The sequence below is a fragment of the Bacillus sp. NS1 genome (assembly GCF_058248265.1).
In genome coordinates this window covers 662,110-678,196 of the sequence record NZ_JBZAZF010000001.1, presented here as the reverse complement: position 1 = coordinate 678,196, position 16,087 = coordinate 662,110, and the positions used below count along the sequence as shown (strand labels likewise).

At 46.1% G+C, this 16,087-nt stretch carries 19 protein-coding genes; 5 read left to right on the top strand and 14 right to left on the bottom strand.

The window, feature by feature from the left end:
• From yvcA to AC4CV5_RS03350, 9 genes are all read right to left on the bottom strand, one after another.
• On the bottom strand, positions 1–726 hold the full coding sequence (gene yvcA, locus AC4CV5_RS03390) for a lipoprotein YvcA (RefSeq protein WP_456520526.1): 726 nt from the start codon (positions 724–726) through the stop codon (positions 1–3).
• A 253-nt stretch (positions 727–979) separates the two neighbouring features.
• Positions 980–1,603: a bifunctional phosphoribosyl-AMP cyclohydrolase/phosphoribosyl-ATP diphosphatase HisIE gene (gene hisIE / locus AC4CV5_RS03385; protein WP_248602219.1), complete on the bottom strand. Its 624-nt coding sequence runs from the start codon at positions 1,601–1,603 to the stop codon at positions 980–982.
• The gene (hisF, locus tag AC4CV5_RS03380) at positions 1,600–2,358 is read right to left on the bottom strand and encodes an imidazole glycerol phosphate synthase subunit HisF (RefSeq protein ID WP_222142100.1); all 759 of its coding nucleotides are present in this window, start codon (positions 2,356–2,358) and stop codon (positions 1,600–1,602) included. Before hisF ends, hisIE begins: the two co-directional genes overlap by 4 nt.
• Positions 2,355–3,092, bottom strand: coding sequence for a 1-(5-phosphoribosyl)-5-[(5-phosphoribosylamino)methylideneamino]imidazole-4-carboxamide isomerase (gene hisA, locus AC4CV5_RS03375; RefSeq protein WP_222142101.1), 738 nt, complete (start codon positions 3,090–3,092; stop codon positions 2,355–2,357). The genes hisF and hisA overlap by 4 nt, the downstream gene beginning before the upstream one ends.
• Complete coding sequence (gene hisH, locus AC4CV5_RS03370) at positions 3,089–3,727, bottom strand: imidazole glycerol phosphate synthase subunit HisH (RefSeq protein ID WP_490922081.1); 639 nt, start codon at positions 3,725–3,727, stop codon at positions 3,089–3,091. Before hisH ends, hisA begins: the two co-directional genes overlap by 4 nt.
• Positions 3,728–4,312: an imidazoleglycerol-phosphate dehydratase HisB gene (gene hisB / locus AC4CV5_RS03365; protein WP_490922080.1), complete on the bottom strand. Its 585-nt coding sequence runs from the start codon at positions 4,310–4,312 to the stop codon at positions 3,728–3,730.
• A complete protein-coding gene (gene hisD / locus AC4CV5_RS03360; protein ID WP_490922079.1) occupies positions 4,309–5,592 on the bottom strand; it encodes a histidinol dehydrogenase in 1,284 nt (427 codons plus the stop codon). Before hisD ends, hisB begins: the two co-directional genes overlap by 4 nt.
• Entirely contained in the window at positions 5,589–6,230 is a 642-nt protein-coding gene (hisG, locus tag AC4CV5_RS03355) for an ATP phosphoribosyltransferase (RefSeq protein WP_166847885.1), read from the bottom strand. The genes hisD and hisG overlap by 4 nt, the downstream gene beginning before the upstream one ends.
• Positions 6,223–7,398 (bottom strand): ATP phosphoribosyltransferase regulatory subunit, encoded by a 1,176-nt coding sequence (locus AC4CV5_RS03350; protein WP_248602222.1) that lies wholly within the window; start codon positions 7,396–7,398, stop codon positions 6,223–6,225. The genes hisG and AC4CV5_RS03350 overlap by 8 nt, the downstream gene beginning before the upstream one ends.
• Positions 7,399–7,648: 250 nt before the next feature.
• On the opposite strand from AC4CV5_RS03350, the gene AC4CV5_RS03345 reads away from it, so the two are divergent.
• Both AC4CV5_RS03345 and pelC read left to right on the top strand, forming a co-directional pair.
• A complete protein-coding gene (locus AC4CV5_RS03345) occupies positions 7,649–8,398 on the top strand; it encodes a C39 family peptidase (RefSeq protein ID WP_248602223.1) in 750 nt (249 codons plus the stop codon).
• Between the two features lie 257 nt (positions 8,399–8,655).
• Positions 8,656–9,321: a pectate/pectin lyase PelC gene (gene pelC / locus AC4CV5_RS03340; protein ID WP_166847876.1), complete on the top strand. Its 666-nt coding sequence runs from the start codon at positions 8,656–8,658 to the stop codon at positions 9,319–9,321.
• A gap of 22 nt (positions 9,322–9,343) precedes the next feature.
• On the opposite strand, the gene AC4CV5_RS03335 is transcribed toward pelC, so the two are convergent.
• The 5 genes from AC4CV5_RS03335 to hprK are packed head-to-tail and all read right to left on the bottom strand — an operon-like array spanning position 9,344 to position 13,230.
• Complete coding sequence (locus AC4CV5_RS03335) at positions 9,344–9,862, bottom strand: acyltransferase (RefSeq protein ID WP_166847873.1); 519 nt, start codon at positions 9,860–9,862, stop codon at positions 9,344–9,346.
• A gap of 3 nt (positions 9,863–9,865) precedes the next feature.
• Positions 9,866–10,516 carry a pyrophosphatase PpaX gene (ppaX, locus tag AC4CV5_RS03330; protein ID WP_222142108.1) on the bottom strand — a complete coding sequence of 217 codons (651 nt, stop codon included), beginning with the start codon at positions 10,514–10,516 and terminating at the stop codon, positions 9,866–9,868.
• Positions 10,513–11,451, bottom strand: a complete 939-nt coding sequence (locus tag AC4CV5_RS03325; RefSeq protein WP_490922078.1) for a nucleoside recognition domain-containing protein — start codon at positions 11,449–11,451, stop codon at positions 10,513–10,515. Before AC4CV5_RS03325 ends, ppaX begins: the two co-directional genes overlap by 4 nt.
• Before the next feature lie 23 nt (positions 11,452–11,474).
• Positions 11,475–12,284, bottom strand: coding sequence for a prolipoprotein diacylglyceryl transferase (gene lgt, locus AC4CV5_RS03320; protein WP_166847865.1), 810 nt, complete (start codon positions 12,282–12,284; stop codon positions 11,475–11,477).
• 13 nt (positions 12,285–12,297) lie between these two features.
• Positions 12,298–13,230: an HPr(Ser) kinase/phosphatase gene (gene hprK / locus AC4CV5_RS03315; RefSeq protein ID WP_014115306.1), complete on the bottom strand. Its 933-nt coding sequence runs from the start codon at positions 13,228–13,230 to the stop codon at positions 12,298–12,300.
• 181 nt (positions 13,231–13,411) lie between these two features.
• Here hprK and nagA point away from each other — a divergent pair, with 181 nt between their 5' ends.
• From nagA to nagR, 3 genes are read left to right on the top strand one after another with little or no spacing between them, the layout of a single operon-like run.
• Positions 13,412–14,602 (top strand): N-acetylglucosamine-6-phosphate deacetylase, encoded by a 1,191-nt coding sequence (nagA, locus tag AC4CV5_RS03310; protein ID WP_326222206.1) that lies wholly within the window; start codon positions 13,412–13,414, stop codon positions 14,600–14,602.
• The gene (gene nagB / locus AC4CV5_RS03305) at positions 14,599–15,327 is read left to right on the top strand and encodes a glucosamine-6-phosphate deaminase (protein WP_490922077.1); all 729 of its coding nucleotides are present in this window, start codon (positions 14,599–14,601) and stop codon (positions 15,325–15,327) included. Before nagA ends, nagB begins: the two co-directional genes overlap by 4 nt.
• Before the next feature lie 17 nt (positions 15,328–15,344).
• Entirely contained in the window at positions 15,345–16,076 is a 732-nt protein-coding gene (nagR, locus tag AC4CV5_RS03300; protein WP_490922076.1) for an N-acetylglucosamine utilization transcriptional regulator NagR, read from the top strand.
• The last annotated feature ends 11 nt before the right edge of the window (positions 16,077–16,087 follow it).

Genomic DNA, 16,087 nt, shown 5'->3' with positions numbered 1-16,087 from the left:
TTATTTCTCCTTTTTATCTATTAAAAAGGTGATAGAATTAATTAATTTCTCAACTTTAATTTTAGCCTTTTCTTCATCTAAGGAGCATGGTTGATTTTCATTTTTGCATCCGAAAGTAAAGGCGTATTCTACTCCTAGATTATCTTCTTCTGTAGATTTCACATATCCAAAGTAACTGTATGAGTAATTATACTTTCTATCAATATCATCAAAGATGTCTTTTTTCTTAGCAAAGTAGATATCCGTGTTCTTTTTGCTATTTTTTTTGTATTCACCTTTATAATCATTTTTTCCACTAACAATATCTAACATTGTCTCAGGCTCATTCACAAAACTTTCTTCTTTGTAATATGTTACATGGCCATCAAACATTACATTGGTGTCTTTATCATAACTATTAAATCCAATACTCTCTTTGTTTTTCCCAGTTAACGATGATCTTCTTGATAGATATTCGCCATCCTCCGGAAACAACATCCTAAATCCATTCAACTTAGACTCAAGCAAATAATACCCCGGCTCCTCTTCTTTCGTTGACACCATGTACTCTCTGGTTTTCTCATCCTGAAACGCAGGAACTTGCGGCAGGTCTTTCGGATCCATGTCTTTTGGTTTTACGGCTTCTGTTTTAGTGTCATTTGTGCTGTTTTTTTCATTGTCATTCATACTGCATCCTCCTGTCAGGGCTAGTAATAAGCTGAAACAAATAAAGATGATCTTTTTCATTACGAACCTCCACGGGTTTTGTGAGAATAATATTCTATTTTCATACTAAAAATAATTCTATTGACCTGGTTAATGAGTGATTAATTTATCCTTTTCCATGTTACATCATGGCGGAATTTGGATAAATAGGAAATCCGACTTGGTTTTGATCTCCTTTTATTAACTAATCATGCAAAACACCTCATATCATCTTAAATACCTATTACTTTTTTCCCGAAATAAAAAGAGCCGTTTATCATACGGCTCTTTCCAATTACTTTTCAGAATGGCGTTTTTTCAATACATCAAGCACATCATCCAGCGGCAATGCTTGTTCTCTGAGCAGGACAAGCAGGTGATACAGCAGGTCTGCCGCTTCCCATTTAAGTTCCTCGTGATCTCGGTTCTTCGCGGCGATGATGACTTCGGATGCTTCTTCACCAACTTTTTTCAAAATCTTATCGACGCCTTCTCGGAAAAGGTAAGTGGTGTAAGCTCCTTCAGGCTTTTCCGCTTGGCGTTCCGCGATCACGCGCTCAAGCTCGTTCATGATGTCAAAACGGCCTGCAGCCTGTTCTTCTGTCTGTTCCTTTGTAAAACAGCTGTAGCTGCCAGTGTGGCATGCCGGGCCGGATGGTTCTACGAGCACGATCAGCGCGTCTTGGTCGCAGTCATATCGGATACCCTTAACGGCTTGTGTGTTCCCTGAGGTTTCACCTTTATGCCATAGCTCTTGGCGCGAGCGGCTGTAAAACCATGTTTCTTTCGTTTCCAGCGTTTTTTCGTACGATTCCTTGTTCATATAGGCAAGTGTCAACACTTCTTTGCTTGCCGCATCCTGTACGATGGCAGGAATTAATCCGTCCTCATTAAATCGCAGTTCATCTGCCCGTTTCATCTCACATTCACCCCGTGTTCTTTCAAGTATGATTTCACTTCTTTAATTGATGTTTCTTTATAATGAAAAATAGAGGCGGCCAGCGCGGCGTCGGCTTCCCCTTTTGTAAAAGCCTCAAGCATATGCTGCGCGTTTCCCGCTCCTCCCGAGGCGATAACAGGTACGGGGACAGCTTCAGAAACAAGCTTTGTCAGCCTGTGGTCAAAGCCTTTTTTCTCACCGTCAGAGTCCATGCTTGTCAGCAATATTTCTCCTGCTCCGCGTTTGACGCCTTCTGCTGCCCATGCAGTGACTTCCCAATCTGTTTTCTTTCTGCCGCCGTGCGTGTAGACCTTATATGTGCCAGATTCCTGGTCATACTTGGCATCGATGGCAAGTACGATACATTGAGAGCCGAAAAACTCGGCTCCTTCTGTAATCAGCTCAGGCCGGAGAACAGCTGCTGTGTTCACAGAAACTTTATCTGCACCGGCACGCAGAATCGTTTTCATATCGTTAAGCTGATTGATGCCGCCGCCGACTGTAAACGGAATCGCAAGCTTCGCGGCAACCTGCTCCACAACGTCCACCATCGTTTTTCGTCCTTCATGCGAAGCGGAAATATCAAGAAAAACCAGTTCATCCGCGCCTTCCTGATCGTACGCTTCCGCCAGTTCAACAGGGTCACCGGCATCCTTTAATTCGAGAAATTGAATTCCTTTGACAACGCGTCCTTCTTTGACATCAAGACATGGAATAATCCGTTTTGTGATCATTTGCGCTTCACCCTTTCAAGCGCCTGGCTCAACGTAAACTGATTGGTATACAACGCTTTTCCGATGATCGCTCCAGAAACGCCGTCCGCCTGATAGCGGGCGAGGGCTTCGAGATCCGCTACGGAACTGACTCCGCCGGAAGCAATCACAGATTTCCCCGTTTCCCTAGCAAGCTCGACCGTGCTTTCAATATTTGGGCCTGACAGCATCCCGTCTGTCGCGATGTCAGTAAAAATAAATACTTCCGCTCCTTCATTGGCAAGCTCTTTGCCGAGTTCAGCGGCCTTAATGCTTGATGTTTCCAGCCATCCCTCTGTTGAAACAAAGCCGTTTCTCGCATCCAATCCGATTGCAATTTTCCCGCCATATTGTTTCAGCATTTTTTTTACAAACGGAGGGTTAGAAACAGCTGAGCTTCCCAGAATCACTCGATCGACTCCTGCTGATAAGTATTCATAGACGTCACTTTCAGAACGGATCCCGCCGCCGATTTCCACTTTTAAGTCCAGCTTTTGCGAAATTTCGATCACATGGCGGTGATTTACCCTTTTCCCTTCTTTGGCGCCGTCGAGATCAACGAGATGGATCCATTCGGCACCCTCACTCGCAAATAACGAGGCCATGTCGTATGGTGAATCGCCGTATATTGTTTCCTTATTATAATCTCCTTGAACAAGGCGGACACATTTGCCATTTCTCATATCAATTGCCGGATATAATGTAAAAGCACTCATTTTTTCACCTTCTGTTCTGCTGCCATTTTCGTGAATTGGGTTAAGATGGACATTCCGACTGTGCTGCTTTTTTCCGGATGGAACTGGGCGCCGAAGACGTTTCCTTTTCCGACTACAGCAGGCACTCGCACACCATAATCAGCGCTTGCCAAAAGCGCGGCCTCCTCCATCCCGTCAATGTAATACGAATGCACGAAATAAGCATAGCCTTCATCTGTTTGAGCCAACAGCGGGAATTCGGTATGAAAGGAAAGGCGATTCCAGCCCATATGCGGAACTTTCAGCTTGTTTCCTTCCTCATCTTCTGCTTTCAGCCTGACCGCTTTTCCTTTTAACAGCCCAAGTCCTGACGCGGTGCCGTTTTCTTCACTTTGCTCAAATAAAAGCTGCATGCCTAAACAGATACCGAGCAGCAAGCGCCCCTCTGAGACCATATCGTGAATCAATTGATCAAGCTTCGAGCTGCGCAAATTGTCCATCGCGTCTCCAAATGAACCGACTCCCGGCAAAATAAAGGCATCAGCTTCTTTCAGCTTCTCCGGCTTTTCAGAAACAAAATACGGCACGCCGACACGCTCAAGCGCCTTTGAGACACTGTATAAATTGCCCATTCCGTAATCTATCACGCCGATCATTTACAGCATCCCTTTCGTTGATGGTATCCCTTTAACACGCGGATCGATCATAGTCGCTTCATCAAGCGCACGTCCAAGCGCTTTAAAAACAGCTTCAATCATGTGGTGGGTGTTTGTGCCATAATGAACGATGACATGCAGGTTCATACGTGCTTCAAGCGCCAGCTTCCACAAAAATTCATGTACAAGCTCCGTATCAAATGTTCCGACTTTAGCCGCAGGGAAGTCCGCGCGCATTTCCAAGTGCGGCCGATTGCTTAAATCTATGACGACTTGAGCAAGCGCCTCATCCATCGGTACAAATGCCGATCCATAGCGTTTGATTCCTTTTTTATCGCCCAATGCTTCGAGCAGCGCCTGCCCTAAGCAAATGCCGATGTCTTCAGTCGTGTGGTGATCATCTATATCAACATCGCCTTTTGCGTTTATCGTAAGATCGAATTGGCCATGTTTCGTGAATAAATCCAGCATGTGCGTCATAAACGGTACGTCTGTTTTGATATCAACCTGTCCCTCACCGTCTATTGCGAATGCCAGCTCGATATCTGTTTCGTTAGTTTTTCTGGCGTGTTCCGCTTTTCTCATTTTGAATTCCTCCGTTCTCTCGATTCAATTGATCTGGCATGCGCTTCTAATCCTTCAAGTCTGGCAAAAGCCGCGATGCTTTCGGCATGTTCTTCAAAGGCTGTTTGGCTGTAAGAAATAATGCTCGATTTCTTTTGAAAATCCGTTACGTTTAATGGACTTGAAAATCTCGCTGTCCCATTTGTCGGAAGCACATGGTTCGGTCCGGCAAAATAATCTCCGACAGGCTCTGGGCTGTATCTGCCTAAGAAAATCGCACCTGCATGTTTGATGCTGCCAAGCAAAGCTTCGGGAGACTGTGTGATGATTTCTAAATGCTCCGGTGCGAGCGTATTGACAGTATCAATCGCTTCATCCATTGTTTCCGCCACATAGATACAACCGTAATCACCCACTGAAGCTTCCGCTATTTCTCTTCGCGGAAAGGTTTTCAGCTGCTCGTTCACCTCTGCTGAAACCGCCTCGGCCAGAGCCATGGAATCCGTGACAAACACACATGAGCTGAGCTTATCGTGTTCCGCCTGTGACAGCAGGTCAGCTGCAATTTCCCTCGGTATAGCTGTTTCATCAGCCAGGACGACGATTTCACTCGGTCCGGCAATCATATCAATATCGACATCGCCGAACACCTCTCGTTTGGCAAGCGCGACATAAATGTTTCCCGGGCCTGTAATTTTATCCACCGGCTCGATGGTTTCGGTTCCGTACGCCAGCGCCGCAATCGCCTGAGCGCCGCCCATTTTGTAAATATCTTTGATGCCGAGCTCGGCAGCAGCGACTAAAACCCCTGGGGACAGCTGTCCGTCTCTTCCCGGAGGCGTCACAAGGACGATTCTTTCCACACCCGCTGTCAGCGCCGGAATGACATTCATCAAAACAGATGAAGGATATGCAGCCGTTCCCCCGGGCACATATACGCCAGCGGAATCAAGCGCCGTCACTTTCTGCCCCAGCATTGTGCCGTCCTTTCTGTGATAAAACCATGAGGATTGCAGCTGTCTTTCGTGATATTCCCTAATATTTTCGATTGCCTGCCTCATCACCTGAAGCAGCTGTGAATCCAGCAAAGTGTATGCTTCCTCAATTTCTTCTTTTGTGACCAGCGGGCTGTCGATTTCGATGCCGTCAAATCTCGCTGTATAGCTGCGGACCGCCTGATCACCATTTTCTTTGACATCGTCAATAATGGATCGGACTGTTTTTCTTTGCTCTTCCGTTCCGGCATCAATGGACCGCTTGAGAGAAAGCCGTTCAACGCCGCTGATGGTTTTGATTTTCATTTTGCCGTTTCTCCTTCCACAACGAGAGCTAAGCGGGATGCCATTTCGTCAATCACATCGTCTTTCATGCGATAGCTTACCGGGTTGACGATAAAACGGGAAGTAATGTCACAAATGTGTTCCGTTTCAACAAGCCCGTTTTCTTTCAGCGTCTGACCTGTGGAAACGATGTCCACAATCCGGTCTGCAAGCCCAATGAGCGGGGCCAGCTCGATTGAACCGTTGAGCTTAATAATTTCGACTTGTTCTCCCTGCTCTCTAAAATAACTGGAAGCCACATTCGGATACTTTGTCGCGATTCTCGGGGCTACGCCGCTCCAGTCTGTATTCGGAAGTCCGGCGACTGCCAAGTGGCATTTGCTGATCTTTAAATCCAGCACCTCATACACATCGCGCTCCTCTTCCAGCATGACATCCTTGCCAGCAATTCCGACATCCGCCACGCCATGCTCCACATATGTGGTCACGTCCATCGGCTTAGCTAATATGAAACGAAGATTTTCCTCCGGCACGTCGATGATCAGTTTTCTTGAATCTTCAAACTCCTCTGGGAGCTTATAGCCCGCCTGGCGCAGCAATCCTGCTGCTTCTTCAAATATCCGGCCCTTCGGCATCGCCATTGTGAGTAACTTACCCATTTTGCTCTTCCTTTCTGGCACCGATAAAATAGGTGACGTTTGCAAAAGATTTTGTCATCTGATCGATATTTTCAATTCCCGATAAATCTTGAAGAACCACTTTGTTCCCTTTCATACGTTCTTCATTCGCATAAGCGATGGCTTGCGCCCGCTGCTCTTTGCTGAAAATGACAGCATCTATTTCACAAGGTTCGCCTTTTATATGAAGCGCTTCAATCAGCCGGTCGATCCGAAGCCCGAAGCCTGTCGCCGGTGCGGGTGAATCAAAATAGCCCAGAAGCTTGTTGTAACGGCCTCCGCTTCCAATGACAAAGCCGACATTTTCGGCGTACACCTCAAATAAAATCCCTGTGTAATAGCTCATGTGGCTGACCATATTCAAATCCAGGCGGACATTTTCCGTACATCCGTAATCCTCAAGAATGTCCCATAGCGCCTTCAGCTCATCAACCACGCTTTTTCCTTGCGCAGAATCGACGATTTCCTCAGCACGTCCGCATACTTCTATGCCGCCCCGCAATTCAAGAAGCTCAAGCAGCCTGCTTTTATCAATGGAGGAAAGCGGGAGAGATTTAACATGTTCTCTGTAGCCGACGGAATTCTTCTCGTATAAAAACCTCCGCAGCACATCAGCACGTTCAACGTTTCCGAGCACCTCAACAAACAGAGCATCCGCTATGCCGGCATGGCCGATAGCAATTTTAAAGGAGGACAGCCCGGCGTTTTTTAACGCACCGATGACTAAAGCAATGACCTCCGCATCCGCGCTAGTTGTGCCGTCACCGATTAATTCCACTCCGACCTGCTCAAATTCGGCGGGACGTCCGCCTTCGCGTTCCTGAGCCCTGAATACATTTGCCGCATAGCCGACTCTGAGCGGATGATCGTGTTTCAGAAGCTTTGATGCCGCCACCCTTGCAATCGGTCCTGTCATATCCGGGCGAAGCACCAATGTCTTTCCGTCCTGATCAAGAAGCTTGAACAGCTGCTGTTCTTCAATCGCAGACTGCACGCCGACGGTATCGTAAAATTCCAGTGTCGGCGTTTCCATAAATTGATATCCCCATTTATCGATCAAATCGGTTAACGATTGTCTCACCTTTTTTTTCGTTTTGTATAAACCGGGCAGTGTATCTCTCATGCCGTGCGGTTTTTCAAACATAAACATTAACCCGAGCACCTCCGTTGCCATTGTATGAAGGAAAATTCCGAATCCTTTAGTTCGCTAATATGATAATATGTTAGCAGATGAAAGAACGAAAATCAATGCTTAACTTTAGTCAGGATATTTTTCATTCAAATGTCCTCCTCCTAATTATGAAAAAATCATGAATAAATGATTAAAGGTACGTAATATCTCAAATTCTTTATGTTTGGCATGCTATAATACAAGTCAAATAGAGAACAAGGAGATAAAGATGAAAACACTGCGAACTCTATGTGTACTGATTATTCTTTCAGGCGTCATTTTTTTCGGACTTAAAATAGATGCAAAAGATATAGATATCCCTTTTTTCAATAGCGATAAAAAAGACGCTGAAAAAGAATCGGAAACAGCTGCGAACAGCAAAAAGGCGCTGAAAGGAAGCGCAGAACCGCTGGATGTCGTCCTTTACAATCAGATGGACGCGCCTCGGCTCTATAACGGCTGTGAAGTTACAAGTCTTGCTATGGTGCTGAATTACGCGGGATACAATGTGACAAAAAACACATTGGCTAACCAGATAACCACAGTGCCGTTGACATACAGCAGCGGATTAAAAGGTGATCCGAATGACGGATTTGTCGGGGATATGGCGAATGGACCGGGTCTCGGTGTCTACCATGGACCAATCTATCAGCTGGCGAAAGCCTATGCCGGAGACAAAGTGTCTGACCTGACTGGCAAAAGCATTTCTGCTGTTTATGAACAGCTTGAGAAAGGCAATCCTGTTTGGGTCATTACAACCGCAAACTTTACGCCAGTTGACAACATGCAAACATGGAAAACGCCAAACGGAACGATAGATATCACGTACAGTGAACACAGTGTCGCCGTTACAGGATACGATGAAAAATACGTGTATCTCAATGATCCGTATGGCTACAAGAACAGAAAAACTGACAGAACGAGCTTTGAAAAAGCGTGGGAACAAATGGGCAGCCAAGCGGTCGTGATTCAAAAGTAAGCTGCTGAAAAACTGTTCGCTTTTACAGTGCCTATGCTCTACCCTGAGCAAATACGACAATATTCACGCTTTTTGTTTCAATCGGTAATATCGATTCATTTTCCATTTTCCATCCAAAATTATCTTTACTTTCAGGCTATCTGTTTTTATGATTAAAGCAGATTCAGCCTTGCCCCGATCTATGTGAGAGAAGCCGGTGCAAGTCGCTGAGGCTTCTCTTACAAAAAAATTAAACAATCCGGGGGAGGATTTTATCATTGAAAAAAATCGTGTCTATCCTATTTATGTTCAGTTTGGTTATGGGTTTCAGCCAGATTCAAACATCAACTGCTTTTGCAGCTGACAAAGTGGTTCACGAAACAATTATCGTACCAAAAAATACAACATATGACGGGAAGGGACAGCGGTTTGTAGCAGGGAAAGAATTAGGTGACGGAAGCCAGTCCGAAAACCAAAAACCTGTTTTTCGTGTGGAGGATGGAGCAACTCTGAAAAATGTGGTGCTCGGCGCACCTGCTGCTGATGGCGTGCACACTTATGGAAACGTTAACATTCAGAATGTGAAGTGGGAAGATGTTGGCGAGGATGCGTTAACGGTGAAGAAGGAAGGAAAAGTGACCATCGACGGCGGCTCTGCCCAAAAAGCGTCAGATAAGATTTTTCAAATTAATAAAGCCAGCACATTCACAGTGAAAAATTTCTCGGCGGACAATGGCGGAAAGTTCATTAGACAGCTTGGCGGTTCAACCTTCCACGTTGATGTGATCATTGACAAGTGCACCATCACGAACATGAAAGAAGCGATATTCCGGACAGACAGCAAAACAAGCACGGTCAGAATGACAAATACACGCTACTCCAATGTTGGCCAAAAATGGATTGGCGTTCAGCATATTTACGAAAACAACAATACTCCATTTTAACACAAAAAAAGTCCGCTGATGTTTATTCAGCGGGCTTTCTCAATCTTTCTTGCATTTCTTCCTTCGTATAGATGATTCTCATCGGATTTCCGCCGACAAATGCGCCGGCAGGCACATCTTTATGGACAAGTGTTCCGGCGGACACAACTGCGCCATTCCCTATTTCAACCCCGGGCAGAATGGTCGTGTTGGCTCCGATCATCACTTCGTCTCCGATCAGGACTTTGCCGATCCGATATTCCTGAATCAAATACTCATGGGCCAAAATGGTCGTATTGTACCCGACGATTGTATTTGTCCCTACTGAGATCTTTTCCGGAAACATAATATCCGGCATCACCATGAGGGCAAAGGATGCCTGCTTTCCAACCTTCATCCGCAGAAATGTACGGTACAGCCAGTTTTTCATCCCTATAAACGGTGTGTATCTTGCAATTTGAATGACAATGAAATTTTTGACAACCTTTAAAAAAGGCACCGTTTGATAGACATGCCACAGTGAGTTAGCCCCCGAGACCGGATGACGATCTGTTTTTCTCACAGATTACTTCACTCCAACGATTTGTAATAGATCACTCATTTTCTCAAGCATATAATCAGGCTCATGCTTCATCAGTGTTTCGGGCCCTTTAATCGTCCATGCGACTCCGGCCGTTTTTGTTCCAGCATTTTTCCCTGCCAGCACATCGTGGTAATTATCTCCGACCATAATGGCTTCAGCCGGTTCGCTTCCTAACTGTTTTAGCGCTAAAAGCACAGGCTCGGGATCAGGCTTTGCCTTCGTTACATCATCAAGGGTGACGACCGTTTCAAAGAATTCACCGATTCCTGTCAGCTTGAGGCCCATATTGACAGTATCTCTTAATTTCGTTGTCACAATCCCTAATTTAAAGCCGGCTTTTTTTAATGCATCCAGGGTTTCATACACCGTTTCATATTCAGTCACGAGTGTATCATGCATGTCATGATTGTACGCTCTGTACATGGCGATCATATCATCGCATTTATCTGCGTCCATCGAGGAGAATGTGTCAAAAAGAGACGGCCCGATAAACGCTAGAACGTCTTCTCGTTTATACTTGCTCGGGTAATAATGCTCCAGTGTATGCAAAAAGGACGCGATAATTAATTCATTCGTATTAATAAGGGTTCCATCTAAATCAAACAGAATCGTCGTTACTTGTTTGTCACTCATATTGCTTCCTTTCCAACCGCTGAGGGTTTCCATTTTTTCCATGTATGCGAAATAGCCATTGTCAGCAATACTGCGGTAGTGACACGAATCAGAAGAAGGGGCCAGACCGGTATGCCGAGCGGAATAAAGACAAGTGTATCTTCTACGACCGCGTGGCAGGCAACAAGAAAAATAAAGGTCAATGTCATATCTCGTCTGCTCACGCCGTCATCCTCAACAGCTTTGATCATAACACCCGCTCCGTAGGCCAAACCGATCGTCAGTCCTGCCACCATCGTCATGGACGTATTTTTATTCATGCCAAGCAGCTGTGTAAACGGCGACAGCCATCTGGAAAACCGATGCAGCCAACCTAAATCTCTTAAGAACTGAATGATGATCATCAGCGGGATCACTATTGCTGCAAGCTGTAAAACGCCAAGTCCGGCTTTCGTTAAAGCCTCGGCCAGCATTGCCAGCCAGCCGTCAGGCGCTGCATTCTTCGCGGTGATAAAACCGTACTGCGCCGTTTCCTGTCCGCCATGCCAAATGAGGTTGATGACGATTGCTGACACAGCGGCCAAACCGATGCGCACCGCCAATATAACGCCAATTCTGATGCCGACCTTTGCGGCAACTGTCGATTCGATAATCAAGTTATGACAGAATGAAAGCATTACAGCTAAAATAAAGACTTCCTTCACAGATAAATCCAATGTCAAAATCCCGGCAATGCCGGCATACAGATTCAGCATATTTCCCAGCACAAGCGGAATGGCCGCTTCACCTGAAAGCCCAAAAAGGCCCATAACCGGTGTGATCAGGCGTATCAGCCAATCCATGACTGGCGTATGCTGAAGCAAAGTAACCAATAGTGTTACCGGGAAAATGACTTTGCCGAGTGTCCATGTTGTTTGAAGACCCGCCGAAAGACCGGCCAGAAAGATCTTCTTCATCCCTCATCCCCCTTTGTTGACGTCTACTCCGCGTACCGCTCCTTCGAGTATCCCTTGACGCGTCTGAAGATGATGGCTGCCACAGCCAAAACAATCAATATGATCGAAATCACCTGAGCGATGCGAAGTGCATCAGTCAGCATTAAGCTGTCAGTCCGCATTCCTTCAATGAAGTATCTTCCGATTGAATACCAAATGATATAGATCAAGAACATCTCGCCTCTACGCAAATTTGCTTTGCGCAAAAACAGCAAAATGATGACGCCGACAAAGCTCCATAGTGATTCATATAAAAAAGTAGGGTGATAATATTGTCCATTAATGTACATTTGATTGATGATAAATTCAGGCAGGTGCAGGCTTTCTAAAAAGGCTCTGCTGACTGCCTCGCCGTGCGCTTCCTGATTCATGAAGTTTCCCCAGCGGCCGATCGCCTGGCCGAGTAAAATGCTTGGCGCGGCAATATCCGCAAGCTTCCAGAACGAAAGGTTTTTCACTCTTGAAAACACATAGCCTGTTAAAATGGCGCCGATCAATCCGCCGTGAATGGCAATGCCGCCCTTCCAAATCTTAATGATTTCTCCGGGATGTGCCGCATAATAATCCCATTCAAATGCAACGTAATAAATTCGTGCGCAAATAATCGCAATCGGAATGGCAAACAGGACAAGATCGATAAACGTATCTTTCTGCAGCCCCCGTTTCTCACTTTCCCTCATCGCAATCCAAAGCCCAAGCAAAGCGCCGAGACCGATAATGATTCCGTACCAATGGACGGCCAACGGCCCTAGCTGAAAAGCTATCGGATTTAGTGGTTCTATCGCTTCATTCATTTAACGCCAACTCCTATTCGTCTTGTTCACTGTCTTCAATGACATCCGCCAGCTTATTGGTAAATTGCTCCGCGGCGTTCAGCCCCATCCGCTTCAATCTGAAGTTCATTGCTGCCACTTCGATGATGACTGCGAGATTTCGGCCTGGACGGACAGGAATCGTCAGTTTTGTAATTTCTGTATCAATGATTTTCATGGTTTCTTCCTCAAGCCCGAGACGATCGTATTGCTTCCCCTGCTCCCAAAGCTCAAGATTCATGACAATCGTAATTCGTTTATTGCTTCTGACCGCACCGGCACCAAACAGCGTCATCACGTTGATAATGCCAAGCCCTCTGATTTCAAGAAGATGCTCAATTAATTCAGGGGCGTTTCCGACAAGGGTATCCTGATCCTCCTGCCGAATTTCAACGCAGTCATCGGCAACAAGGCGGTGCCCCCTTTTTACAAGCTCCAGCGCGGTTTCACTTTTCCCGACGCCGCTTTTTCCTGTGATCAGTACGCCGACACCGTAGATATCCACAAGCACACCGTGAATGGCTGTGGTTGGCGCAAGTCTGCTCTCAAGGAAGTTGGTCAACCGGCTTGACAGCCTTGTCGTTTTCAGCGGCGATCTGAGGACAGGCACGCCGTTTTTCTCAGAAGCATCAATCAGCTCCTGCGGGATAGGCATATCTCTAGAGAGAATAATAGCTGGTGTTACATCCGTGCACAGAGAATCCATTCGCTGCTTTTTATCCTCTTCCGGCAGCTGTTCAAAGAAAGAAAGCTCTGTTTTCCCGAGAAGCTGCACGCGCTCTCTCGGGTAATATGTAAAATATCCGGCAATTTCAATGCCTGGTCTTGATAGGTCACTCATAGTAATCGGGCGGTTAACTCCTTCTTCTCCGCTGATTAATTCCAAATTGAACTGTTCCATTACGTCTTTTGTGCGAACCTTTGCCACGATATGTTCCTCCTGTTCCGGGCTGCCCCGAGCTTGCTCACAATAATTTCATTTTATCACTTTCGGGCTTGAACCTAAAACAGATTTTATAAAAGACAGGAAAACGCCTTGGCTGGTCTAGATCACTAGTCTGAAAAGGAGTAAAATAAATGTATTCATATTCCAGAAAGGCGGATCATTTATGGCAGAAAGTCTTCTTATCAAAGGCATCGCGATCGTGACAGAAAATGAAGTAATCAAAAATGGCTATGTCGGAATCAATGAGGGAAAAATCAGCACAGTCTCAACAGAACGGCCTAAAGAGTCTTATTCAAAAGAGATTCAAGCACCGGCAGATTCCGTCTTGCTTCCCGGGATGATTGACATTCATATTCACGGCGGCTATGGCGCAGATACAATGGATTCAAGCTTTTCAGCCCTAGACACCATGTCGTCAAGACTGCCCGAAGAAGGCACGACGAGCTTTTTAGCAACAACGATTACTCAGGAACATGGGCACATTTCTCAAGCTTTGGTGAATGCTAGAGATTGGAAAGCAGCTGAGGAATCCTCTTTATTAGGTGCGGAACTGCTCGGCATTCATTTAGAGGGCCCCTTTGTTTCACCTAAAAGAGCCGGAGCGCAGCCAAAGGAATGGATTAGGCCATCGGATGTTGCCCTTTTCAAAAAGTGGCAGCAGGAGGCGGGCGGACTGATCAAAATTGTTACACTTGCGCCGGAAGAGGATCAGCATTTTGAACTGATCCGCTATTTGAAAGAAGAATCCATTATCGCTTCAATGGGGCACACAGATGCCGACTCCGCATTACTGTCGGAGGCCGCGAAAGCAGGCGCGAGCCATATGACCCATCTTTACAACGCGATGAGCCCGTTTCATCACCGAGAGCCAGGGGTGATCGGAACAGCGCTTGCCCATGATGGGTTTGTGACAGAGCTTATTGCCGACGGCATCCACTCCCATCCTTTAGCTGCTAAGCTTGCTTTCTTGGCAAAAGGCAGCACCAAGCTCATTTTAATTACCGATTCAATGAGGGCAAAAGGCCTGAAAGACGGCGTATATGAGTTCGGCGGCCAGAGTGTGACGGTAAGAGGAAAAACAGCTCTTCTTTCAGACGGAACACTTGCCGGTTCGATCCTCAAAATGAACGAAGGTGCACGGCATATGCGTGAGTTTACAAATTGTTCTTGGACGGATATAGCTAATATAACTTCTGCAAACGCGGCAAAACAGCTGGGCATCTTTGACCGAAAAGGCAGTGTGGCAGAGGGAAAAGATGCCGATCTTGTAATTGTCAGCAGTGAGTGCGAGGTGATTCTCACCATTTGCCGTGGAAACATTGCATTTATATCCAAGGAGGCTGACCAGATATGAAAGTAATGGAATGTCAAACATATGAAGAGCTAAGCCAAAAAGCAGCCAGAATAGCGGCAGACACAATCAAGGAAAAATCTGACGCCGTTCTCGGTTTAGCAACAGGCGGCACACCGGAAGGCACATATCGCGAGCTGATCCGCCTGCACCAAACTGAGAACCTCTCATTTAAAAACGTCACCACGGTTAATTTGGATGAATACGCCGGACTTTCAAGCGATGACCCGAACAGCTATCACTTCTATATGAAAAACCGTTTTTTTCAGCATATCGACAGCCTTCCAAGCCGGCACTTTATTCCGAATGGAAATGCAGACGATCTGGAAGCCGAGTGCAAACGATACGAACAAGTAGTCGAATCCCTTGGCGGAACTGACATTCAGCTTCTCGGCATCGGCCGAAACGGGCATATCGGCTTTAACGAACCGGGAACGCCTTTCAAGTCGCGAACACACGTTGTGACTTTAAATGAACAAACCCGCCAGGCGAATGCCAGATATTTCCCTTCAATAGACAGTGTGCCGAAAAAAGCACTCACAATGGGAATCCAGACGATTCTTTCAAGCAAGCGCATTCTGCTGCTTATTTCCGGCAAGAGCAAGGCAGAAGCTGTGAAAAAGCTGTTAGAAGGAGACATAAGTGAAGATTTCCCAGCATCTGCTTTGCACTTGCATTCCGATGTAACGGTTTTGATTGATCGTGAAGCCGCGGCATTAAGGCCTTGAAAGGAACATGCTGACTTATGAATATCGATAAACAATCGCCTATTCCGATTTATTATCAGATTATGGAGCAATTAAAAGCCCAAATTAAGAGCGGAGAGCTGCAGCCAGATATGCCTCTTCCCTCCGAGCGTGAATATGCCGAACAATTTGGGATCAGCCGGATGACGGTTCGCCAGGCTCTTTCTAATTTAGTCAATGAAGGCTTTCTCTATCGCCTAAAAGGTCGGGGCACCTTTGTCAGCAAGCCAAAAATGGAACAAGCACTCCAAGGGCTGACAAGCTTTACCGAGGATATGAAAAGCCGCGGGATGACACCGGGCAGCAGGCTCATTGACTACCAGCTTATTGATTCAACGGAGGGGCTCGCCGCTATATTAGGCTGCGGGCACCCCTCCCCTATCCATAAAATCACTCGGGTGCGGCTGGCAAATGATATTCCGATGGCGATCGAATCCTCACATATTCCGTTTGAGCTTGCGGGTGAATTAAATGAATCGCATTTTCAGTCATCGATTTACGAGCATATTGAAAGATACAACAGCATACCCATTTCCCGTGCAAAACAGGAGCTTGAACCAAGCGCTGCAACATCTGAAGAAGCAAACATACTCGGCATTCAAAAAGGGGCACCTGTCCTGTTAATCAAACGAACAACGTATTTACAGAACGGAACTGCTTTTGAACATGCAAAATCTGTATACAGGGGCGACCGTTATACATTTGTCCACTACATGGATCGGCTTTCATAAAAAAATCTCCA